Raw genomic sequence first — 23,181 nt, forward strand, 5'->3', positions numbered from 1 at the left:
AACGTTTTATTACACTTCTTACACAGAAAACATGGATGTATGATGCATGAACATGATGTCTTTTTATTTTACTTTTCACCATCATGCAGTACATTTTTTAGCGCGTAAGACATTTCTTTTACCGCTAATTTCGCATCACCTACGAGATGCATCATATTAGTAAAATTATGAACGAACCCTTCGTAGCATGTATGTTGTACAGGAACACCGAACTGCTCTAACTTTTCTGCATATAGCCTTCCATCGTCTGCAAGCGGATCGTATTGTGCTGTGTAGATGAGTGTCGGTGGAAGCCCTCTACCATCCTTTATCCTTAGCGGAGAAGCCAGCACTTCATCGCCTTGCTTCACATCCTGTAAGTAATGCTGCCAAAACCACATCATCGTTTCCTTTGTCAGACTGTAGGTGTAACCTGCGTTGTATGAGGCTGTCTCAAAATCATAATTCGTGACAGGTACAATGAGCAGCTGTGCAGCAAGTTGGATGGTGCTGGATTGCTGTAATGTAATAGCAGCAGCGGCAGCCAAGTTTCCACCTGAGCTCACTCCACCGACAGCAAGGCGATCTGGGTCGCCTCCATACTGTGCAATATGATCGTAACTCCACTGTACAGCGTCCACCGCATCTTGAACTGGTAGCGGATACTGGTGTTCTGGTGCAAGCCTGTAATCTACGGAAATCACGATACATTCTGCCTGTTTCGCCATGTAAGAGCAAAAGTCATCCACACTATCTACATCCCCAAACACCCAGCCGCCACCGTGAAAATAAACGATAGCGGGCAACTTCTCACTGCTGTGTTCTGGTTTATATATTACAATAGGAAGGGCAGGATCGTTGGTGCGCATGATGTTTTTTTCAATCACCGTCACCCCTGGCTCTCTCTTCTTTTCAAACATTTTCCTCGCTTCACCGTAAAAAAAACGTGACGCTTCAGGTTGCAATTGTGACATGGGTGGGTGTCCCAATTCCTTCATACGGGCACTAATTCGCTGCAATAATTTATCCATTTGAGGATGAACGGACATACTCTTTTTCCCCATTCTGTATGGATTGTAGTTGTGACATGTTGGATATAAACATTTTTTTCTCAATCATCATGAGTTTCGCTTTTTTGTGTGGCAATTGTATTTCACTTAAAATATCAAACCCACATTGTTGTAAAGCAGGAATGACAATTCGATTTCTTACATCCGGCTCCACTACACAGCGTTCTGTTTCGTACATATGAAAACCAAATGATATTAAACCTCTCGTCAGTGGAATGATATATTCTTCTTTTAAATATTCTCTTTTACCTATGGCAAAGTGTGCACCAATATCGGAAGCGTCATGGTCATAATAGTTTTTAATCTGATCCTCTTCCACTTGATAAATAATAAAGTAACAAACGGGTTCACTATCCAAACTAGCGATATAAATATCTTTATGTGTGGCATCTATTGATTTTTTTAAATAGGCTTGAAATTCATCAAAAGGAATATCTAACTTCCAAAATGGAGCTAGATGCTTTTGATGCATCCATTGATAAATTAACTCGGCATCCGATTCCAAAGAAACATGATTGACAGATACGACTTTATTATACTGAGGGTCACTATACGTAAAAGACTGGAACAAAGGTTTCATCTCTCTCCTCCTATACTATACGCTTGCGTACTGCTTTACTTCGTGAAGTGGATTGCGAACTTTTCCAAATTCAGATGCATGAGGTCGTTCCCCATCGTCTGCGTAACCGTAATCTAGCATGCGATTGCGGTTCAAGCATAATTTCGTCATCTCTGGCTCAAGTAAATTGAACAATGCAAATCTATCTTGCAGCTCAGGAAAACGTGTATGATACGCTTCGATAGCCTCTCGCAACGCTGTCCAAAACGACACTTCATCATAGCCGTACACATCTTCTACAATATTGGATAAGTAGCGTAAATGGCAGATGAATAAACCAGTAAAAATAAACTGACACAATCCTTCTGGTGGCTCACTTCGTAATACTTGCTTCAAGTCTGCTGTTAATGACTCCAGTTCTGGCAGCGGCTGATCGCTAATGTTGACATCATCGACAAAATCTTTCATCGCTAAGCGATGCGGCACACCATCTTTTAATACTAAAATTGTATTTTCTCCATGCGGTGAAAACACTGTGCCATATTGATATAAATAATGAAGTAATGGCGGCAGAACTACATCGAAGAACTTTTTCATCCACTCTTCTATAGTCAGGCCAGACTGCTCTACTAGCTGTGAAATAAATGGTTTATCCTGCCCATTGCTATATAATAGAGAAGCCAACGTTACTGCTTTCTCTCCTTCTTCTAAATACGAATAAATACTCTCTCTCCATATGCAGCCTAACATTTCAAGATATTGATAAGGTACACCTGGCATGTTTTCATAGTCATCGTGTTTCACATGCAGTGATGCAACTTCACCTAATAAAATCATGTTGCATTCTTCTTTTAAAAAGTGATCTTGTGCGTAAATGCCTTGAATATACGCCGTAATATCCGGTGCGATGACCGTCCTTTCGCCAGGCAATCCGCGATACACTAACGTGTTTAAAATACTCATCGGTAGTTTGACATGATGTTTTTGCTTATTTGTTCTGTTTACAAAAGTCCGAATGGATTGCTGTGGTAAGTAAGTATCTTCACTTTCTGTTAGTGGGATAATGTGCTTCATACCCACTTGTTCAGAGAAGAGAGGAACAATCATGTTGTTCCACTGCCAAACATGAACAGGAATGAACATATAATCGTCCGCTTGCACTTGTTGCGCCTCCAGCATAGTAGTGAATTGTTCAACTAATGTCTCACCACATTCTTTTTGAATGAAAGACTCGTATTGTATGCTGTCTAAAGATTGAAAGGAAGCGATAGATTGATGAACCGCTATCCAAAACAGCTTTACTTCTTGTCTGCTTTCTGGAGCGAATGCAAGATAATCATCATAGCCAAACCCAATTCTTCCTTTGTTGTATGTAATCCACGGATGTCCTTCCATCTCGCCTTCAATTTCGGCATAATCTAATGACGTTAGATCGATATCGTTCTGTTGCTTATGCGTTAAAATATGACTATCTGCGAGTAAGGTATGTTGGTATTCCTTCATGAGATGCCCCGCTGTAATCGGCTTCATCCCTATCGTAGACTGGATGTCTATTAAAAATTGGTTACATCGAATAGCGGTAACAAATTGTCCGTTCTCTCCCCGCTCAATGGAACCTTTTATCATTTGAAAACTATCGAATAGACGTTTTTTGGCTTGAAATCGATACTCTACGCCGTTATCACATGTTAAACAGTAAGACCCTATTTTCCCCTCTTCTTTTTCCAATACCGGATGAATAATGTCTTCGTACATAAACTCGGTAAACATTTTTTCTAATAATTGTATGCTTGCTTGTTGCCAAATGGCAGGTTGTATATTCGGTTGCAAAAACGCATTTTCCTTCATCTTTCCACCTCTTTAATTTCACTTATTTTATATTATAGTCACGTTATTTACACTTTCACTAACGACGGTGCATTGGCTTTCATCTGGTCTTGTTGAACTCCAAATTGTTGGAATACATTGTTGCTTTGTGTAGGATATACCTCTTTGCCCATCAGCGTATTAATAATGACGGCATTGCGGTGTGCACCTAGCCCCAGATCAGGCGCGCCAATGCCATGCGTATGGAGTTCGCCATTTTGTACAAAAATGTGGTTGTTGACTTGTTTTTGCAGCTGTAAACGATAATCTTCCTTGACTTTATATCGTCCCAACGTATCCCAACCTATGTGGGATTGCAGTGGCGATAAGAAAGACGGAACGCGATGTTCGTAACCCGTAGCCGCGATAATCACATCACTTTCATGCTGAAAAGAGACATCTTGTTCCACTTGCTTCATATGCATGACGTATTTATGCTTACGATCTCCTTCATTTTCCTCCACATGCTCCAATGCGGTTAAGGCGGTCATGTTGACAGGAATCGTTTTCCCACCGATCGTCATGTGATACATTTTCTCGTAAATATCTGCTATCGTTTTGGCACTCATCCCTTTGTACAATAGATCTTGTGTTGGCAACACTTGATCACGAGTGGCTTGTGGCAGTTGATAAAAATAAGAAGTATAATCTGGTGAAAAGTGCTGCAAACCAAGTTTTGAATATTCCATTGGAAAAAAGCCACGAGAACGCGTAAACCAGTTTAATTCATAATCATAAGTAGGCTGGTCATTTAATAATGCATAAAAAATTTCGCCTGCACTTTGTCCCGATCCTATGACAGTAATGGACTTTGCTTCTTTACAACGTTCTTTTTGCTGCAAAAATTGTGCAGAGTGGAACACATTATCACTTTGCAATTCTTTTAGCATGGAAGGCATTCCCGGTGTACTACCGATGCCAACAACAACGTGTTTCGCATAGTAACATACACTTTGCTGAGCTTGAACATCCAGCACTTCCACTTTGTAATAAGAAGCGCCTCCTTCTTCTATCCACTCCACCTGTTGCACTTTATGGCTAAATTGCACGTTGGATAACTTGGAAGCAACCCATTGACCGTAGTGGTTATACTCTTGACGCGGAACCAAAAAACTTTCCATAAAATAAAATTGATACAGTCGCTGGTGTTGATGCAAGTAATTGAGGAACGTGTAAGGACTAGTCGGGTCTGCCATCGTCACGACATCAGCTAAAAAGGGAACTTGCAGCGTCGTTCCGTCCAGCAGCATCCCTTCATGCCACGCAAAATTCGGTTTTTGTTCGAAAAAGATGGCATCTACTTCATTCAACGGTTCCATCATCGCAGCTAAACCTAAGTTAAAAGGTCCGATTCCAATTCCGATTACATCGTATAGCTTCATTCTTTTTCCCCCTTCAATACAAAACGGTCTCGCTCACAGAACATTAACATGGCTTCTTTATCCGGCAATTGTATTGGTTTTATACGTTCAAATCCGCATCGTTCAAACACATGAATCATTTTTTCATTGCGAATGTCTGGTTCAGCTACAACTTTTTTCGTGTTTTGATGTTGAAATTGGAAAGATACCATCGCTTTTAATAGTGGCAACGCTAAACCTTTTCCAAGATAGGACGGTGGGCCAATGAGCAAGTGAATCCCTTGATCTCCGTCTTCTACGTCATAATAGTCTGCGATGATATCGTCTTTTGCCCAATACGCTTCCCAGTAGCTCATAGGGATGCCGTCTAACGCACCCATGTACAACGTTTGATGTTCATCTTGCAAAAATGCAGTTAAATGACGCTCATAATCATCTCTAGATATGTTCAATCTCCAAAACGGAACAACATGTTGCTGTCTGTGCCACTTATGAAGCAAATCCACATCGTCTTCAAACACAACTTCTCGAAAGGAAATCGTGTTTTGTATCGTTGGATCGAACGTTTGGAAATCTACTTTTATCTCGCTGCTGTCCTGTACATCTTTTGTTTCATGTATTGTTTCAATTATTTCCTCCACATCATGGGGTAACGGCAACAGATTTAACCTCCTTTATCGTGAGAGGATTTTGCGTCTCCGTATATACAGATTGCGTCTCCATGGAACCGACAAGTTCATCCATATCATAAAATCGAGTGAGTAAGTTCCCTTTACTTAATAACGTTTCATTTTCTAATAAACTATCTAATAGCGGACTTGGTCTATTTAATGACGGACGGATGGCTTCTAATTGATGACGTAACTCAATAAGCAAATCTTTTTCCTCTACTAAATGACCACTACCAAAAGCATTAATTAATCCGAACAAATGATTGAAGAAGAAATAATAACGAAAACGTTCATCTGCTACGCTGTCGTCACAGATCGTTTCACTTTTTTCACTAATGCCGGGTAGCAGTGCATTTAATTTGTCCTGCATGGATTTACAAAAATAGTAGCCTTGGTTATCTCGATAATATACTTTGGATGGATAGCCATCTTGCATCTTCACGATACTATTTTGTTGATGTGCTTCTAGCGCTATTCCGTAATTGTCATACAGCCACATGAGCGGATGCAGAGAAAGAGACAAGTACTGACGGAACCAATCTTTACTTACTTGTTCTGTGGAACGCCCTTCACGTTTGGCGATGTCTTCGATAATGACACCCAGCCTGCTTTGTTTCCCTAATGGGTGATCTTGGCCTAGCGCTACTAACGGCATACTGTCGCTTTCGTTTCCTAATGTAAAAGGATTGTCACGCAGCATCACTTCAAAGCCAGATTCTTGTTCGTCATCTAAACGAAGGGTAATATAAGCTGGATCGGTGATAATATCAAAACCGGGATATTCTGCTTTAAAAGCTTCCCCGAGAGATGTCTGGAGCAGTCTTGTCACTTCCACCCCGCGCTCTAATTCTTTCCGTTTATTCACTCGCAATGAATTCGTAATTTTTACATGCAGCGAAAATTTATACATGAAAGAGGAAACGGCGTCATATACCGTTCTGACAGAAGAAGTTGGAGCAAATGCTCTTCCTACTTTCCCTACATCTTGCATTACCTTCTTTTGTATTAATGCCTTTACTTTCGGTGTATTTAGTAAATATTGTGCTTCCCAAGGATGAACTGGCAACAAAGCATATTCATCTTGCTGGCAATACTGCTGCTTGAACTCATCACATACTAGCTCATCAGATAGGAGCTCTTGTTTAATACATTCAATGGCGGATATAGGCAAGGCACTGTCATGCTCCACGATAGAAGTATGTACGCGAAAATAGTGCAGCGCAAACTGTCCTTTCATTTCAGGTGAATATAAAGCGACTTCTTCCTCATTAAACCCTTGTCTGCTCTTAGGCGTAGGATGTAGCAAATGTCCGAATAATAGTCCTTGTTCTGTTTCAATGTAAGAAGCGTCGATATGATGCAATGTATCTAAATCAGATTGACGACTTTCTACGAAGGTTTCTATTTGCTGGCAGCTTTGTATGACTCGAAGTAACAATTCATCTTGTGATCCTTGGTTATTACCAGATAAATTTAATTCTTTACTAAGCAACGCAACCATGGTGACAAAATCCAATTCAAAACGTTGTTGTATTCCACTCCAGCTGTACTGTGCAGGAAATTGGAAAGTATGGCGACCCGTTAAAGAAAAATGATTCACCTTGACTTGTATTTCGCCACCTACATGGTGTAGTGCACACGTTAACACGCCACTTTGTTCATCCCATTGAAAGTTATTTGTTTCTCTCACGTAACAGTTCAAAAAACTTTGCATGGTAGCATGCTCCGCAATTTGTTTACTATTTATCATGAATTCTATTCCCCTTTCGTCTTACATCTTCGATTGTTTCGCTATGTCTTTGATATCCTCTAAAATGGAGGTGATATCCTCTAATGTCGTTCTAGGATTTAATAAAGTAAATTTCAAACAAACTTGACCGTTTACTTTTGTTTTTGCCACGATGGCTTCCCCATCTTGAATTAACTTCCACCTTATATGTTGATGCAGTTGATTTTGTCTTTCTGTATACTCAGAGCCATATGGATCCGACTCCTTGTGATCTGCTGTGTAGCGAAAGACCACCGTGCTCAATGTAGGTCTTTGCATCAGTTTAAAGGCATCATCATGTTCCATATAATCTGCGGTTTGCTGTGCTAATGCCATCACATGCTCTATCATGTTTGCGAATTGCGCTAACCCCATGTGTTGAAAAGACATCAATAATTTCAGTGCATCAAATCTACGTGTCGTTTGGATCGACTTCCCTACTAGATTTGGAATTCCATTTTCCTCATCTTCACTATCATTCAAATAATCCGCATTACGATGAAGAAAGTCAAAGCTAGATGAATCACGTACGATGAAAGCACCACAACTAATCGATTGATAAAACCATTTATGAAAATCTATCGTGATCGAATCCGCTTTTTCTATCCCTTGGAGGAGCGATGTATGGATAGGGCTAAAGGCCACAGCACCACCGTAAGCTGCATCCACATGGAGCCACATATCGTATTTTTTTGCGATTTCACTGATAGAAGTAAGCGGATCTATACTTCCAAAATCCGTTGTACCTGCTGTTGCGACAATCACAAACGGCTTGTTGCCTTCTTTTTGCAGTGCAACGATCGTTTGCTCTAGATGCTGTTCATCCATTCTCGACATGGCATCTGTTCTGATGTTAACCACCGCTTGTTCCCCAAGCCCTAATAATGCTGCGGACTGTGCCACCGTAAAATGAGCCTGATCTGAACATAAAATTTTTAATTGCTGCGCTTCTGGTGGCATCCCTTTCTTTTTCACATTCCAATTCCATAACGTATGTATGGCTTTATCTCTTGCTAATAGTAATCCCATGAAATTGGATTGCGTTCCACCACTTGTAAACACACCATCACCATCTGAAGGCAAGCCATATTGCTGACATAACCATGTGATCATTTGTTGTTCTATCTGTGTTGCGATCGCACTTTGATCCCATGAATCCATGGACGCATTCATCACATTAATAAACATTTCTGCCATGATGGCTGCTGTAAGTGGAGGAGTGTGCAGATGAGCCACACATTTGGGATGCGTCACACCAATGGAATGTTGCAGTACTTTTTTCCCTGTCTGTTCTATCACTTCTGCAATATCCAGCCCATGTTGTGGCATGTGCATGATGTCATCTAGCATCTTGTTTAATTCGCTCGGCTGCATCCCAACATAAGGCTTCGTTTGGGAGGAAAGATAAGATTCCATCACTTGTTGCGTTTTTAGCCATGCTTCTTTAAATAACTGTATACTGTCCTCATTGTTTCCCGGGAAATAAGCATCAAAAATTTTTGTCTCTACCGCATCGATGATTGCTGACATCCTTATGCCTCCTGCAATATTTTCATAGATTGCTTTTCTACGGATTGAATAGCATCATAAAAAATGTCACACACTTGTTCCACTTGCTGCTCCGTAATAACTAATGGTGGCAAGAAGCGAATCACACTTCCATGTCTTCCACCTGGCTCTACAATCAGACCTTTTTCAAAACAAGCTTGTTGAATGTGACGAGCTCTTTCCGCATGGGCAGGGTATGTCCCTAAATGATCGGGTTGCTTTTCTTTGTCCACGATTTCTACCCCAATCATCAGCCCTTTTCCTCTTACGTCACCAATGCTATTGGTCTGTGCTTGAATTTCTTTGAACTTAGACATCATGAGCTCACCCATACGTGCGGCATGTTGATCCAATTCGTTTTGAATCACATATTCCATCGTTGCAAGTCCCGTTGCCATTGCCATTTGGTTACCTCGGAACGTTCCCGCATGTGCCCCTGGCTCCCATACATCTAATGCTTCATCATATACGACAACGGAAAGTGGCAACGATCCACCGATCGCTTTAGATAAAATAATCACGTCGGGTGTAACATCGGCATGCTCAAAAGCATATAGCTTCCCTGTTCTTCCTAGTCCAGTCTGCACTTCATCGACGATTAAAGGAATGTTGCGCTCTTTCGTTATGCTGCGAATGTGCTGTACCCACTTGTCATCCGCTGCAATCGCACCGCCTTCTCCTTGCACCACTTCCATGATCATGCCAGCAGGAGAAACGATGCCACTCTCTGGATCGTCTAGTACATTTTTAATATAGTGAATGCCCGTATTGACGCCTTGCTCGCCGCCAATACCGAATGGACAACGATAATCATAAGGGAACGGGAGAAAATGAACGTCCGACATCAAGCCTGTAATTTTCTCTTTCGCTCCTGTATTCCCCATCAAGCTTAATGCACCATGTGTCATGCCATGGTAACCACCGTGAAAAGAAAATACACTACGATTTCCTGTTGCTGTTTTTACTAATTTTAGAGCCGCTTCTACTGCATCTGCTCCAGAAGGTCCACAAAATTGTATTTTCGCTTTTTTAGAAAAAGATTCTGGCAAACTAGCAAATAATGCATCTACGAATTGCTCTTTTACTGGTGTTGTAATATCTAATGTATGTAAAGGATATCCCTCTGATAAAAAGTTTTGAATCGCCTCGATGATGACAGGATGATTGTGACCTAAAGCTAATGTACCTGCACCACCAAGACAATCTAAATATGTTTTTCCGTCCACATCTTTGACTATCATTCCTTTTGCTTCTCTTATCGCAATGGGAATACGACGTGGATACGACCTGGCATTAGACTCCCTCCTTTTTTGTTGAGCAAGCAACACTTCGTTATGGGATAAATTTGTATTATGATTGTCTAACAATCTATATCACCTCATCATATTATTTTGATAATGATAATTATTATCACTATATATCGAAAAAAATATAGCGGATTCATATCACAGCCGCTAGTAATGATAATCATTTTCAATTACAGATTGTATATGATGTGACTATCCTTGTCAACAGAGGAATGAAAATTAAATATATTTTTTTGGGAATTATACTTTTTGTGTTTGATATTCCATTCATCCCTATTACGTTTAGTATACTGTTATTTTTTTGATGTGATTTGTCATTGTTTATCGTTTTGTAGTATCATATTTACACAAGGAGAATATGTCTGATATAGTATAGATTAAGAAAAGAAGAGTTTCTCTTCTTTATTTTCATGGACATTAGTAAAGGGGAAATGGGATGAGTATTTCGAACAATGTGAAAGCGTTATGTAAATTAAGTGGGTTGTTACTCGCTGCGTTCATCGTTATCACACTATCACAACCTGCTACTATTACAGCATCGAGTGAAGATATTTATGAAACAGAAGAAAACAACACAAAAGAAGAAGCAAGCAATAACATGGCAAATAACAGCAACAATCATTATGGAACACTTACGAGCGAAGACCCAGCCGACTTTTGGCAAATGGATATGCCCTATGACACAAAATTAAATTTATTTTTAGGCAATATTCCCGAAGATAGTAATTACAATGTATATTTACATAGTGAAAATGATGAGGAGATCATATGGTCTTCTGAAAACCTACTTAACGAAAATGAATTAGGACAACATATTACAGTCAATGCTGGCACTTATTTTGTTGAAGTTAGATTAATAGAGGGCGGTAATGATACTGAAAACTATTTATTACGCTATAAAGAAATAGAGGAAGTCGTAATAGAAGAAGCCATAGGCGAAAGTGTAAGTACCGTAACTATTACAGATCCGATATGGCCCGTGGATGGATCCACTGTCATTTCCGATCATTATGGTACGAGAGGCGGACATCATAAAGGCGTAGATATTTCTTGGCATGGTACTTTTCCTGTCGCAGATTACAATGCTTCGGGTTGTACCAACGCGCCGTGTCGCTCTGCCAATAATATATTATCCACTTACAGTGGCACCGTAACAAACGTGTATTTTGATGCTGTCCGCGGACATGTGGTTGAAATTGAAAGTGTCGTTGATGGAGAAACACTTTTGCTTCGTTACCAGCATTTGTACAGTTACAATGTAGCTGTTCTCGATCAAGTGATTGCTGGAGACATCATTGGTGTCATGGGTAACACTGGATCTACATTCGGACAAACGGGTGTACACTTACATTTGGAAGTTATAAAAAATGGTACGTACCTAAATCCATTGGATTTCGTGCAGCCTTAACATATTGCCAACATAGAAGGGATGATAATATATCATTCCTTCTTTTTTTGTGATGCCACTGTCATACCACTTTCTTTCATATTCGTTTGTCTTTCATCATAAACTTAATTGATATTGACATCTAATAGATGACATTCAAACATATTAGCATGAATATCATCTACCATGAAGGAGTGGTTGTATTGGTGAGAAAACAAAATAAATCACGCTGCGCTCCCGTTACCGTACAGGAACTACAAGAGCACTCTAAAAATTTTGAACAAGGTATTGTGAAAGTTACAGATGGAGTCTATGCTGCTATCGGATACGGTCTAGCCAATAGCATTTTGTTAGAAGGGCCTACTGGTACTGTCATTGTAGATACGATGGAAAGTAGGGAATCTGCTATACCAGTGAAACAAGCCTTCGATCAAATTACTTCCAAACCTCTAGAAGCGGTCATATACACTCATTTTCACGATGATCATATCGGCGGAACGAAAGTGTTTACAGAAGGGCAAGACGTCGATATTTATGCTTCAGCTGAAACCGTCGAGCAATTAAATGAAGTTGCCCTGCTCTCTGCGATACGCTCTGTTCGCTCTCAAAGAATGTTTGGTACCAACGTACCTGAAAAAGCATTTATTAATTCTGGTATTGGACCATTTTTAAATATTGATAGCAGTTCAACGATCGATTTTCAACTGCCAACCAAAGTATTTAGCGATGATATTGAGATAGAAGCAGGGGGTCTGACACTACAGCTATTACAAGCACCTGGTGAAGCAACAGGCGAAATCGTTGTGTATTTACCCGAAAAAGGGGTGCTCATTAGTGCCGATGATTACTACTACACTTTTCCTAACATTTATACGATAAGAGGTACAAAATATCGTAGTCCATTAGTATGGTCTGACACAATGGAAAAAATGCGCAGACTAGAAGCAGAGTATCTTGTCCCCTTACATACGATGCCTGTGTATGGAAAAGAGAACATTGATCAAGTGTTGTCCAATTACCGTGATGCACTGCGCTTTGTACATGATCAGACCGTCAAAGGCATGAATCAAGGTATGCTTTCTGATCAACTCGTTGAATTTGTGCAGCTCCCTCCGCATCTCGCCAACGTACCGTATCTAAAAGAATTTTACGGAACGACAAAATGGGGAGTAAAAAATGTGTTCAATGGGTTGTTAGGTTGGTTTGATGGCAACTCCACGGAACTCTGTCCGCTTTCTTTAAGTGAGAGAGCAATGCGCATTGCTAACATGGCAGGTGGACCGCAAAGGTTGCTGGAAGAAGCGACAATAGCTTACGCCATCCATGATTATCAATGGGTACTGGAATTATCTGATCTCCTCTATCAATTTCCAAATTATCAGCAGCAAGCGAAGCAATTAAAAGCAAACGCACTGTGGCAGTTAGGCTTGCAACAAGGCAATGCCAATGCTAGGAATTATTATTTAACGCAAGCACTAGAGATTACTGGCAAAGTGTCCTTACCTGACACTCCTAATGCTTTGTCTCGCTTACTCACATTAGAGATGGATACTATTTTCAAGCTGCTCGGGATTCAATTAAATGCCAGTCGAAGTGAAAAAGTCATGACGGCGATGAAAGTGGAGTTTTGTGATGAAGGTTATTTCTATACCGTGAATGTTCGCAAAGGGGTTGCCATTTCCGTCCCATATGAATTGGATGATACACAGATTGAAATATGCGCTACTCCTAACGCATGGAAGCTGCTTGTCACAGGGCTATTGCCACCAAGACTAGCACTATTAAGCAAAAGAGTAACGATTGAGAAAGGGACAGAAGAACAATTTTTACAGTTTTTAAGCTTATTTGACTTTCCTTTCGATCTTAGCGAATTAGATTTGAAGGATATTTTAACGTAGCAGTAGCGTTATAGGTTGAAGGCATGTCATGATGAAGAGGACCTATAACGCTAGATATTCTACATGAATGAATCAGTTGTGCTTTGCGTATATTTTATGACAGAAAGCAGACGAGTAACGTTGTGATCATCATGCACTGGCTATCGTGCTGATGATGATGCGTTTACTATCACGCATGGGCGATGATGATGTATTGCTTATGGTGCATTTGCTATCATGCATTGGTTGTAATGGTATGAGCTGCTGCGCAAAATTTTCTTAACCCTTCTGCTAATATTTCTTGTGGACAAGCCAAATTAATTCTTAAAAATCCTTTACCTTCGCTTCCAAATATGGAGCCTTCGTTAAATACTACTCCCGCTTCCTTAAACATGAGCTCCTTTAAACCAGCAACGTCTAACCCTAACTCACGACAATCTATCCACAGTAAATAAGTTCCTTCTGGGCTCATCGGCTTCACCTTAGGCAGATGCTCCGCAAAATAGTCCACCGCAAAGGTAACGTTTTTATCCACATACGCTAACAATTCATCTAACCATGCTGATCCGTGATCATATGCTGCTTGAACAGCATAAGGTGCAAAACAATTGGTCATATGTAAACTCAGCGTTTTGATGCGCTTGTCTAATTTACGCTTCCACTTTTCATTCTGAATCACCATAAAAGAGCTTTGAATACCTGGAAGGTTAAATGTTTTTGTAGCTGCAAGACAAGTGACAGTGTGCATCGCCATATTCTCTGAAATGGAAGCATAAGGAGTATACGTATTCCCTGACAGAGTTAAATCACAATGTATTTCATCCGCAATAACGGTCACATCATAACGATGACACAAATCACCAACTCGTTGTAATTCTTCTCTTGTCCATACTCTTCCACCTGGATTATGCGGATTACATAGCAATAATAGCTTTGCTCCATCTTTCATCCACTGTTCTAAGTTTTCAAGATCCATTTCATATTTTCCATCTTTTAAAATAAGCGGGTTTTTCGCAACTTTTCTATCGTTCATCGTAATAACATCGTAAAAAGGATAGTACACCGGCGATTGCAGCATCACCAAATCACCTGGCTGACTAAAGATTTCCACAGCTAAACTAAGGGAAGTTACAATGCCTGGACTATGACTTAACCACGCTGTATTTAGCTTCCAACCGTGTCTTTTTTCAAACCAATTCACAATAGAGGCATGATAACTTTCTGGTAAAAAAGAATAACCATATACCCCATGTTCGGCACGGTTTATTATGGCTTCTCTTACCTCAGGCGGGCTTTGAAAGTCCATATCTGCTACCCACAAAGGAAGTAAATCATCGTGACCGAAAAGCCGTTCACTTTGATCCCATTTATAGGAAAGGGTGTTTTTACGATCAAGTTTTTGGTTAAAATCTATTGTCATGTTTTTCACCTCATATATCATGTTCTTGATATCATACCACGCTTCTTTATATTGCGCATGATTTAGCTTGTACGTTTTCAAAATAAAATGAAGGAGCCTAAATCAAATCCTCCAACCATGTATGTAATGTTTCCTCTTCCTCATGTATATCATCAGAAAATCTTGCCCCTACCAGCACTGGCAACCACTGCAACACATCTGTTTTAGATTGTCCGCTTTGTGCACAGTACATCGTTAAATACAATGCTGCTAAATTATTTTCATGTAATAAAAAGAGCATATAGGTTTTGCAAGCATCTGCATTTACACAACCTACAGTAGCATCAATCCAGTCTATGACGTATAACTGATTATCGTTGATTATTATATTCCCCCAATGAAAATCACCGTGACACAATCCGTTTCCATCAGGTAGCTGTTCTAGCATCTTTATTAATTTATTTTTTTGTAGTGGATCAAGCTGTGAAGATTTCAAGATTTTATCGTGAAGTTGATGCTTCAATGTTAATGGTAAATCAACGGATTTCTTTTGTATTTGACACTGTAGTGTAACAAGCGTGTTGATGTGGCGAGCAGCGCTTTGTTTGTCCGCTTCATATAATTGCTGTAACGTATCACCTGGAATGTAATCCATACGCAGCGCATATGTATCTTCTATTTGCAATACTTCATGCACGCCTGCCATACGTATATTTTCATTACTTTGCACTAGCGAAGTAACCGCAGCTTCATAAAATATCGCTGCTTTTTCATACCCTTTACGATATAGTTTATATATATGATTTTCATATAAAAAAACGTCCGCTTGCGCACCTGTTCCAATTATATTATTTTCATCAAATTGCATGCCATACCTACTTTCTAATCGATAAGTTCATATACCTGTAAATGGTGACACTTATCCATCCATTTCTTCCTATGTCTATAATATGATAACAACCCGTACTTTCATAAAATAAGCTTACACTTAATATAGCATGTGTTGCAAATACAGCGGAACCCTCCCGTTTGATTCATATGCATCCGATGAGCAGTAAGGAAAGTTCCGCTTATGTCATTATTTATAACCATCATCCATGCGTCATTTTAATTTGTTTTTTTCTTTTTTACTTTATAAAACTCATGATACAATTTCATGAGCGCTCTTTTTTCAATTCTGGATACGTAAGATCTGGAAATGCCAAGTTGCTTGGCTATTTCTCTTTGTGTCCGTTCTTTTCCACTTTGGTCAAGGCCAAACCTTCCTATGACGACTTCTTTTTCTCGCTCATCAAGTACATGTAGATTACTATATATTTTATGTTTTTCTATTTTAAGCTGTACTTTCTCTTCTACGTCCGCAATATCCGTTCCTAATACGTCTATTAGTGCAATTTCATTGTCATATACAGTTTATCTGTATGTCATTCCGCTTTTTTCATGTTATAGTGATATTTCTAGCTATTTATTATTAATGATTCGATTAATTAGACTTTCTTAATGAATAGAAATCCAACATTTATTTACTATATTTTATTAATATTATAACAATTTAACTAGATTAGTATTTTATGATACAATAAAATGAATGGATTTATACATAAGGAGCAATTTTAATGACACATATTACCTCATATGAAAAGCTTAAAAATATATTAGAAGAAAATAAAGATACACCTATAAAAGAAGTATGCGCATTCCAACCTCCATACATGGATCATTCTTTAATCACCATGTTCGGTAGCATTAAAAAGCAAAATATAACGATTATAAACAAAATGCAAAAGGAAACAACGAGTCCTGTTTTAAAAGATATACTGCAACTTACATATAATGAATTTCACACTATTTCTCATCTGAACAAGAAAGAAATGCAATATTTTTTAGAGCACCTTGCTAACATTGCTATATTTTCTCCTGAACAACCAATAGATACAGAAGCATACTACTCTGTTAAAGATCTCATGATCATTTTAGGAGCAAACGAACAACATGTTATAGATCAATTTGAAAGAGGTCGTTATAAGGGTTCGTTTATATATGATGGCGAATGGCTAAAACCAAAACCACAAGATATATTTTAAAAAAAGGTGATACATTGAAGAGACGACCATTCATTTGGCCGTCTCTTGTTGCTAGTGTACAAAAATAGCGTTGTTCACTTTGTTTATTTACATGAAGTTTATCTTTCACTTACATGTAACTGATGCATATATTCCTAGTTCTGCGATTTATTGCTCGTACTCATTTACTTGGAATGAATAAATGTTGTTAAAGAATAAATAGTCATAGCGATCATCAAAAGGACCACTATTTCCTGTATTTTCCATTACATATACCATGGAACCTTGTCCATTCGCTCTAGCAATATACCAATTCACAAAATCTTGTGCTTTTTCTAGTGTCACATCATATTCATAACGATCACCGTTGGTCATTTCGATTTCTAACATCGCACGTTGTTCCTTTGCTTTTGGTGAAGCATAAGCGATGCTGGAATCCGCACTTTCTCCCCCACTATTTATCGCTGTGACAACATAATAATATACATTTCCATTTGTAACATTACTATCAACAAAAGAGGTGGACTGTACTTGGGCAATGTATTCAAAACTACCGTTTTCTGCATTAGCGCGTTTAATTTGATAAGCCGTAGCATTGGAAACAGCATTCCACGTTAACGTAATGTTGTTATTGCCACCTAGTGCTTCTAATCCTTCTGGTGCAGTCGGTGCATTCACTAACATTATTGGGTTGGATTCCTGTGAAGGTGCACTCTCTCCAGATGTATTGATCGCAGTGATGACATAAACATAGCTCACATTTGGCACGATCGTATCATCTACATACGCTGTACTCGTAACATTGGTTGCTATCGTTGTATATGGTCCGCCAGATGTACTAGCACGTTTGACATTATACCCTGATGTATAATCGACAACATCCCATATGACTATCGCTTTGCCGTTTTGAATGTTGGCCTGTACATTTTGCGGAACAGTAGGTACAGCAATTGGTGTGACGCTTACTTCATTGGATTTCGTTTCTCCTGCATCATTAACAGCGACGACGACGTAATAATATGCATTAAAGTTTTCTACATTGTAGTCTGTAAAACTTGTACCCGCATATACATTATCCGTTACCGTCGAGTATGGACCGCCAGATGTCGTTGCTCTTAACACCTTATAAGAGTTGGCATAAGCTACATCATTCCAATTTAGCGTGACTTTACTGTTCCCTGCTGTAGCTTGCAGATATGGTTGATCTGCTTTTGCAATTGGTGTTGCAGATAAAACATTGGATGCATTACTTTCCGTGCTACCGTCTACTGCTGTAATGACATAATAATATTTATTGTATGCTTCCACATCATAATCTCTATAATCACTGTACACACTAGTTGCTACCGTCGTATATGCTCCATTTGCGGAAGTAGACCTCTTCACATTGTAATAGTCTGCTCTATAATTGGATGACCAATCTAGTTGCACGTACCCTACTTGTCCACTGGCAGTGTACAGTGAAGGTGTTGTTAACGTACGAACACCGTATACTTCTTGAGAAACGGAACTTTCCCCTACTTCATTGTATGCGGTAATGACATAATAATAAGGTTGATTATAGGCCACATCATAATCCCTATATGATCTATTAAAATTATAAACACTTTCACTTACTGTGGTATAAGGACCACCGGAAATGGTACTTCTTTTCACTTTATATCCATCTGCATTATCCACAGCATCCCAACTAATATAAATATTAGTTTGACCAGCAGAAGCATACACGCCACTTGGTGGTTGTGGTGAGACTCTATCCGTTGGCGTTGCCGATAAAACATTGGATGGTTTACTTTCCGTATTGTTATCCACTGTAGTGATAACATAATAATACTTTTGATTTGCTTGTACATTGTAATCTTTATATTCACTACTACCACTAGTTGCTACCGTGGTATACGGTCCATTCACTGAAGTTGACCTTTTAATATTATAATAGTCCGCATTATAAACAGATGACCAATCTAGTTGTACATATTCAACTTTTCCATACGCACTGTACAAATTAGGAGCAGCTAATGTACGTACCCCATACACTTCCTGTGAAACAGAGCTTTCTCCAGCAGCATTATAAGCAGTGATGACATAATAATAAGGCTGATTTTACTCTGTGTTATAGTCACTAAACGAAGTCTGAAAACCATAAACATTATCTCTAACTGTGGTATATGGTCCACCAGATGTTGTACTTCTTTTTACTTTATATCCATTAGCATAGCTTACATTGTTCCAATTCAAGTAAATATACGATGAGTATGATTGTAGATTCACATAGGATGGAGCTTGTGGAATAGCAGATATAAAATCAGTAGATAATTCCATCATTTCATTAGATTCCATAGGTTTCATAGATTCCATGACAAATTTACTTTCTTCTATCGTATTTGCCTCTACTGCATCACCCAGTTGTGTAAAGCTAAATAAAACAACAAATGCGAATAATAATAAATAAAATGTACTAGTTCTAATTTTCAATTTTTTAATCTCCTTTTTCTTCTATTAGTTTGATTTCTAAGTATACTTTGCTACATTTTTTCAAATAATAGGTTATGTTAATCCATATCCACCCTCCTCCTATATCATTATATCAAACATAACTCAAAATAAGAACATATGATCTATATTAAGTTTTTATTTTTTCTTCGTTTTTTCGTTTTATTTCATTTGAAAATACAATAAAAAAGACCAATACAAAGTATTAGCCTTATTGAAAACCATGACAATACATCTATGCTTTCTGCATGCTTTAATCTGCCTTTAGATTACATTCAGAAGCATTCAAACTACTTTTAGATGGGATTAAAGCATGGCAACCTTTATATCATTGTGTTTCATGTAGCAACTATATATCTTCACCTTTATCCACTAACTCATCTATGATGCTCCAACCTGCCTCATGTAATGCTGCAATGACCTTGGCTTTCTCATTTTCTGAAACCACACAATAGTCATCACATATTATTATTTTTGTATTATCACTTTCATATTGTTCCATGATGTTTCCCTTTTCAGTCATACCATCATCACCTCATGATGTATGTTTATGCTGCATATTCCTAGGTACAACCAACATTTTGAGGAAAACAAAAGAAGAAAAACTCACTTTTTACTTTTTAATTCTTCAGGTAGCTTTGGTCTATAGCAACCAGTAACACACTCCGTCTTTGAAGCTTCTTGTGAAATTTTCGTAAGTATTTTGTTCATCTGTACGTATATTTGTTTTTTAACATTCAAAATAACCACCCTCCTACAAATCGTATTTATTTACAATGAAGTTTGCTGTTGTTGTAATAAGTAGAGATTGTATAAAGAAAATGGAGACAAGAAGCGTAGATTGTATGACAAAATTAGTAGAAATGATGAAAATGGCTATCCAATTTAATAGGGAGTAGTATTTAGGATGAAGAGAACCTCTTATATTGTTTGGCGCATGAATATATATAACAAGCAATGTAACGATCATGATGATCAATCCTGTATAAAAAAAAGAAAACAGTAAAGAAAAATATACCGCGCACAACATCATACATACGGAAAATACATTACATCTCAATGATGTTTTCAAATGTAATCCACCAGAAAATTGTCGTATTACTGGGAAGACAACACAAGCAACAATCGCTTCCCATACGTGCCCAGTAAAAGAGCAAAACAGTATGGTAGCGATAACGACAACAACATAGTTTAACACAATATGTAATGCATATTCCAACACAGATACGGGGGAAGCATCCTCCACATTTTCATAGATTTCTTCAGCAATTTTATGAGAAATGCTTTTGATCATGAAAATCGATCCCTTATATGTTTCTTATTTTGTATGTACGAATAGATAAGAATACCAAGCAAAACAAAAAACAAAAAAATTAAAGCAACAAAGTGATAGAAAGCTTCAATTAATGCAAAAACATTAAGCTGCATCACGAAAAAGCCAATCACTAATATAGCTGCCCAATAATAGTTGTATTTATCGAGATATCCTTTATTAAACTTTCGACTAATAAAACTAAATCCGATACTCTTTCTTACTAAGAAAAACGAAAGAGAAAACATAATCAAATTATAAATCATGTTAAGCATAATAAATTCCCAAATTGTATTATGAATAGGATTAAAATTCATTCCCAAATTGATACTGATTGCCGAAATGAAAGTGTCCACTAATGATGCAGTAAATAGTCCTGTTGTAGCAATAATAAAAGAATAAAAAAGAGGCAGTTTCAATAAAACCATCAATAAAATAATAAAAATCAGTATCGTAAACAATGGAGACATTGCCAGTTTATCCACATATCTTAAATAATAGGTCATTAAACCAGTTGCCAGCCCCATGATTGTAATTGATTTATGGTACCTTAAAATAGGTATTTTAAATATAGCAAAGGAAAGAAGTATCACGCCTAAAAAAGAAGTAATACAAAATAATAGTCTGAGATAAATATTTGGATCTGTCATAAATAAAATCACCTGAGTTCGTTAATTTTATATTACATTTTACCATTTTATTTTTGTTTTTGATATTATTATATATAGTTCAACATAAAAACTTTTTATTCAGCATAATTTGACTACAAAAAATGACATTCCTTTCCACTTCAACCTCTTCCATTACTGTTATTGCAATTTTCTTTCCCTCATAAAAAATCAACGGAAAACGTTCTTAACGATGTTCTGAACAATACAATAAAATATTCAAAGTGAAAATACGTTGTTGCATCATCATGATATGGAGGGGAAAACAACATGAAAGGCTCATTTTGGATTTATTTGAGAAAATCGAGAGCTGATCTTGAGGCGGAAGCACGCGGAGAAGGAGAAACACTGGCGAAGCACAAAAAAGCACTACATCATTTAGCACAACAGCACCAATGCCATATTACGAGAACATTTGAAGAAATCGTATCCGGTGAGAGCTTAATACATCGACCGCAAATGCTAGAAATGATGCGGCTTATGCAGCTAGAACAACCTCAAGGCGTTCTCGTGATGGATGTGGATCGACTTGGCCGCGGAAACATGCAAGAGCAAGGATTAATACTAGAAACATTTAGAAACGCACACTGCCTGATCATCACTCCCCGCAAAGTGTATGATTTGCATAATGAATTTGATGAAGAATACAGTGAATTTGAAGCCTTTATGGCTAGAAAAGAATTGAAAATGATCAATCGTCGTTTGCAAGGAGGCCGAATTCGCTCCATACAAGAAGGAAACTACATCGCCACGAATCCACCCTATGGTTTCACCATACAAGATGACGAAAAAGGAAGATACTTAGCCCCTCACCCTGAACAAGCTAACGTCGTTAAAATGATTTTTCAATGGTACACGAACGAGAATATGGGAAGCACGAAAATAGCACATGCATTAAACAAATTAGGACTTAAAACCTATACAGGAAAAGCATGGGCTGCCCCTTCTGTTCTGTCAATTATAAAAAATGCCGTGTATATCGGAAGAATCCAATGGAAAAAGAAAGAAAGTAAAAAAGCGAGTGAACCAGGGAAAGCAAGACTGATAAAGACTCGGCCAACATCAGAATGGATAGATGTGAGCGGCAAACACGAACCACTAATAGAAAAAAGTGTATATGAAAAAGCACAACAAATATTAAAGAAAAAACAGCATGTACCATATGTCATAGAACGGAGCATTACTAACCCATTAGCAGGATTAATACAGTGCGATATGTGTCAGCATGCCATGGTATATCGGCCATATCAAAAGCAACCTGCTCACCTCATATGTTATAACCGGCAGTGTTCCAATAAAAGTACGAGATTTAATGTAGTAGAAAAAAAAGTGATACAATGCTTATTTCTCTGGTTAGCCAAGTACAAGGCGGACTGGAAGAACAACGATAAACCAGAAGATCATGATAAACAACAAATTCAATGGAAAGAAAAAGCGCTACATCAACTAAAAAGAGAAATAACCGAATGCAAAGCGCAACAAGACAAACTATATGACCTACTAGAACGTGGTACATATGATGAAGCAACGTTTAACAATAGAAAAGACACCTTATCGAATAAAATATTAGTAACGCAAAAGCACATGAAAGAAATAGAACATGAATTAACAATAGACAAGGAAAAAGTAAACAGACAAAGAAAGGCCCTACCGAACGTAGAGCATGTGCTTCAACTTTATGACAAGACAAACGATGCAGGCAAAAAAAATACACTCCTTAAATCCGTAGTACATCACATCCAATACAGGAAAGAAAAGTACGAAAAAAACGACCAATTCACATTGATTTTGTATCCAAAATTACCAAATAAATGATATTCATCAGCGATTAAACATCTAGCCATGATGCCGCA

20 protein-coding genes and 1 pseudogene are annotated in these 23,181 nt (G+C 38.1%); 4 read left to right on the top strand and 17 right to left on the bottom strand.

Annotated features, from left to right (window positions below; genetic code table 11):
* Positions 1-68 precede the first annotated feature (68 nt).
* From D1Z92_RS11880 to D1Z92_RS11915, 8 genes are all read right to left on the bottom strand, one after another.
* The gene (locus D1Z92_RS11880) at positions 69-1,028 is read right to left on the bottom strand and encodes an alpha/beta hydrolase (RefSeq protein WP_128895897.1); all 960 of its coding nucleotides are present in this window, start codon (positions 1,026-1,028) and stop codon (positions 69-71) included.
* A complete protein-coding gene (locus D1Z92_RS11885; RefSeq protein WP_128895898.1) occupies positions 1,003-1,629 on the bottom strand; it encodes a GNAT family N-acetyltransferase in 627 nt (208 codons plus the stop codon). The genes D1Z92_RS11880 and D1Z92_RS11885 overlap by 26 nt, the downstream gene beginning before the upstream one ends.
* A gap of 15 nt (positions 1,630-1,644) precedes the next feature.
* Complete coding sequence (locus D1Z92_RS11890) at positions 1,645-3,456, bottom strand: IucA/IucC family protein (RefSeq protein WP_164931595.1); 1,812 nt, start codon at positions 3,454-3,456, stop codon at positions 1,645-1,647.
* 47 nt (positions 3,457-3,503) lie between these two features.
* Positions 3,504-4,856 (bottom strand): lysine N(6)-hydroxylase/L-ornithine N(5)-oxygenase family protein, encoded by a 1,353-nt coding sequence (locus D1Z92_RS11895; protein ID WP_128895899.1) that lies wholly within the window; start codon positions 4,854-4,856, stop codon positions 3,504-3,506.
* The gene (locus D1Z92_RS11900) at positions 4,853-5,386 is read right to left on the bottom strand and encodes a GNAT family N-acetyltransferase (protein WP_128895940.1); all 534 of its coding nucleotides are present in this window, start codon (positions 5,384-5,386) and stop codon (positions 4,853-4,855) included. The genes D1Z92_RS11895 and D1Z92_RS11900 overlap by 4 nt, the downstream gene beginning before the upstream one ends.
* Positions 5,387-5,477: 91 nt before the next feature.
* The gene (locus tag D1Z92_RS11905) at positions 5,478-7,256 is read right to left on the bottom strand and encodes an IucA/IucC family protein (protein ID WP_128895900.1); all 1,779 of its coding nucleotides are present in this window, start codon (positions 7,254-7,256) and stop codon (positions 5,478-5,480) included.
* Positions 7,257-7,277: 21 nt separating this feature from the next.
* Positions 7,278-8,804, bottom strand: a complete 1,527-nt coding sequence (locus tag D1Z92_RS11910) for a pyridoxal phosphate-dependent decarboxylase family protein (RefSeq protein ID WP_128895901.1) — start codon at positions 8,802-8,804, stop codon at positions 7,278-7,280.
* Between the two features lie 2 nt (positions 8,805-8,806).
* A complete protein-coding gene (locus D1Z92_RS11915; RefSeq protein ID WP_128895902.1) occupies positions 8,807-10,189 on the bottom strand; it encodes an aspartate aminotransferase family protein in 1,383 nt (460 codons plus the stop codon).
* 376 nt (positions 10,190-10,565) lie between these two features.
* On the opposite strand from D1Z92_RS11915, the gene D1Z92_RS11920 reads away from it, so the two are divergent.
* Positions 10,566-11,537, top strand: coding sequence for a M23 family metallopeptidase (locus tag D1Z92_RS11920; RefSeq protein WP_128895903.1), 972 nt, complete (start codon positions 10,566-10,568; stop codon positions 11,535-11,537).
* A 185-nt stretch (positions 11,538-11,722) separates the two neighbouring features.
* Complete coding sequence (locus D1Z92_RS11925) at positions 11,723-13,414, top strand: alkyl sulfatase dimerization domain-containing protein (protein WP_240666715.1); 1,692 nt, start codon at positions 11,723-11,725, stop codon at positions 13,412-13,414.
* 214 nt (positions 13,415-13,628) lie between these two features.
* Here D1Z92_RS11925 and D1Z92_RS11930 read toward each other — a convergent pair whose 3' ends face one another.
* The 3 genes and pseudogenes from D1Z92_RS11930 to D1Z92_RS11940 form a co-directional block, all read right to left on the bottom strand.
* Positions 13,629-14,813: a MalY/PatB family protein gene (locus tag D1Z92_RS11930; protein ID WP_128895905.1), complete on the bottom strand. Its 1,185-nt coding sequence runs from the start codon at positions 14,811-14,813 to the stop codon at positions 13,629-13,631.
* 97 nt (positions 14,814-14,910) lie between these two features.
* Entirely contained in the window at positions 14,911-15,660 is a 750-nt protein-coding gene (locus tag D1Z92_RS11935) for a phosphotransferase family protein (protein WP_128895906.1), read from the bottom strand.
* 239 nt (positions 15,661-15,899) lie between these two features.
* Positions 15,900-16,193: pseudogene (locus D1Z92_RS11940) on the bottom strand (sigma-70 family RNA polymerase sigma factor); the annotation flags it as partial.
* Positions 16,194-16,408: 215 nt separating this feature from the next.
* On the opposite strand from D1Z92_RS11940, the gene D1Z92_RS11945 reads away from it, so the two are divergent.
* A complete protein-coding gene (locus D1Z92_RS11945; protein WP_128895907.1) occupies positions 16,409-16,876 on the top strand; it encodes a hypothetical protein in 468 nt (155 codons plus the stop codon).
* A gap of 147 nt (positions 16,877-17,023) precedes the next feature.
* Here D1Z92_RS11945 and D1Z92_RS11950 read toward each other — a convergent pair whose 3' ends face one another.
* The 6 genes from D1Z92_RS11950 to D1Z92_RS11970 form a co-directional block, all read right to left on the bottom strand.
* The gene (locus tag D1Z92_RS11950) at positions 17,024-18,859 is read right to left on the bottom strand and encodes a fibronectin type III domain-containing protein (protein WP_128895908.1); all 1,836 of its coding nucleotides are present in this window, start codon (positions 18,857-18,859) and stop codon (positions 17,024-17,026) included.
* A gap of 99 nt (positions 18,860-18,958) precedes the next feature.
* On the bottom strand, positions 18,959-19,330 hold the full coding sequence (locus tag D1Z92_RS11955; RefSeq protein ID WP_128895909.1) for a hypothetical protein: 372 nt from the start codon (positions 19,328-19,330) through the stop codon (positions 18,959-18,961).
* A 367-nt stretch (positions 19,331-19,697) separates the two neighbouring features.
* Complete coding sequence (locus D1Z92_RS17335) at positions 19,698-19,871, bottom strand: hypothetical protein (RefSeq protein ID WP_164931597.1); 174 nt, start codon at positions 19,869-19,871, stop codon at positions 19,698-19,700.
* Between the two features lie 83 nt (positions 19,872-19,954).
* Positions 19,955-20,059 carry a cyclic lactone autoinducer peptide gene (locus D1Z92_RS17825; RefSeq protein ID WP_370741277.1) on the bottom strand — a complete coding sequence of 35 codons (105 nt, stop codon included), beginning with the start codon at positions 20,057-20,059 and terminating at the stop codon, positions 19,955-19,957.
* A 43-nt stretch (positions 20,060-20,102) separates the two neighbouring features.
* Positions 20,103-20,642, bottom strand: a complete 540-nt coding sequence (locus D1Z92_RS11965) for an accessory gene regulator B family protein (protein ID WP_128895911.1) — start codon at positions 20,640-20,642, stop codon at positions 20,103-20,105.
* Positions 20,639-21,310: a hypothetical protein gene (locus D1Z92_RS11970; protein ID WP_128895912.1), complete on the bottom strand. Its 672-nt coding sequence runs from the start codon at positions 21,308-21,310 to the stop codon at positions 20,639-20,641. Before D1Z92_RS11970 ends, D1Z92_RS11965 begins: the two co-directional genes overlap by 4 nt.
* Positions 21,311-21,598: 288 nt before the next feature.
* On the opposite strand from D1Z92_RS11970, the gene D1Z92_RS11975 reads away from it, so the two are divergent.
* Positions 21,599-23,143, top strand: a complete 1,545-nt coding sequence (locus tag D1Z92_RS11975) for a recombinase family protein (protein WP_128895913.1) — start codon at positions 21,599-21,601, stop codon at positions 23,141-23,143.
* Positions 23,144-23,181: the final 38 nt, after the last annotated feature.

Origin of the sequence: Longirhabdus pacifica (genome assembly GCF_004115085.1) — a bacterium.
GTDB classification, from domain to species: Bacteria; Bacillota; Bacilli; order Paenibacillales; family DSM-105158; genus Longirhabdus; species Longirhabdus pacifica.

Coding starts and splice junctions, on each gene's coding strand:
- D1Z92_RS11970 (WP_128895912.1), bottom strand. CDS start 21,310: ATGACAGATCCAAATATTTATCTCAGACTATTATTTTGTATTACTTCT.
- D1Z92_RS11905 (WP_128895900.1), bottom strand. CDS start 7,256: ATGATAAATAGTAAACAAATTGCGGAGCATGCTACCATGCAAAGTTTT.
- D1Z92_RS11965 (WP_128895911.1), bottom strand. CDS start 20,642: ATGATCAAAAGCATTTCTCATAAAATTGCTGAAGAAATCTATGAAAAT.
- D1Z92_RS11945 (WP_128895907.1), top strand. CDS start 16,409: ATGACACATATTACCTCATATGAAAAGCTTAAAAATATATTAGAAGAA.
- D1Z92_RS11935 (WP_128895906.1), bottom strand. CDS start 15,660: ATGCAATTTGATGAAAATAATATAATTGGAACAGGTGCGCAAGCGGAC.
- D1Z92_RS11880 (WP_128895897.1), bottom strand. CDS start 1,028: ATGTCCGTTCATCCTCAAATGGATAAATTATTGCAGCGAATTAGTGCC.
- D1Z92_RS11895 (WP_128895899.1), bottom strand. CDS start 4,856: ATGAAGCTATACGATGTAATCGGAATTGGAATCGGACCTTTTAACTTA.
- D1Z92_RS11920 (WP_128895903.1), top strand. CDS start 10,566: ATGAGTATTTCGAACAATGTGAAAGCGTTATGTAAATTAAGTGGGTTG.
- D1Z92_RS11890 (WP_164931595.1), bottom strand. CDS start 3,456: ATGAAGGAAAATGCGTTTTTGCAACCGAATATACAACCTGCCATTTGG.
- D1Z92_RS11910 (WP_128895901.1), bottom strand. CDS start 8,804: ATGTCAGCAATCATCGATGCGGTAGAGACAAAAATTTTTGATGCTTAT.
- D1Z92_RS11975 (WP_128895913.1), top strand. CDS start 21,599: ATGAAAGGCTCATTTTGGATTTATTTGAGAAAATCGAGAGCTGATCTT.
- D1Z92_RS11930 (WP_128895905.1), bottom strand. CDS start 14,813: ATGACAATAGATTTTAACCAAAAACTTGATCGTAAAAACACCCTTTCC.
- D1Z92_RS17335 (WP_164931597.1), bottom strand. CDS start 19,871: ATGACTGAAAAGGGAAACATCATGGAACAATATGAAAGTGATAATACA.
- D1Z92_RS11885 (WP_128895898.1), bottom strand. CDS start 1,629: ATGAAACCTTTGTTCCAGTCTTTTACGTATAGTGACCCTCAGTATAAT.
- D1Z92_RS17825 (WP_370741277.1), bottom strand. CDS start 20,059: ATGAACAAAATACTTACGAAAATTTCACAAGAAGCTTCAAAGACGGAG.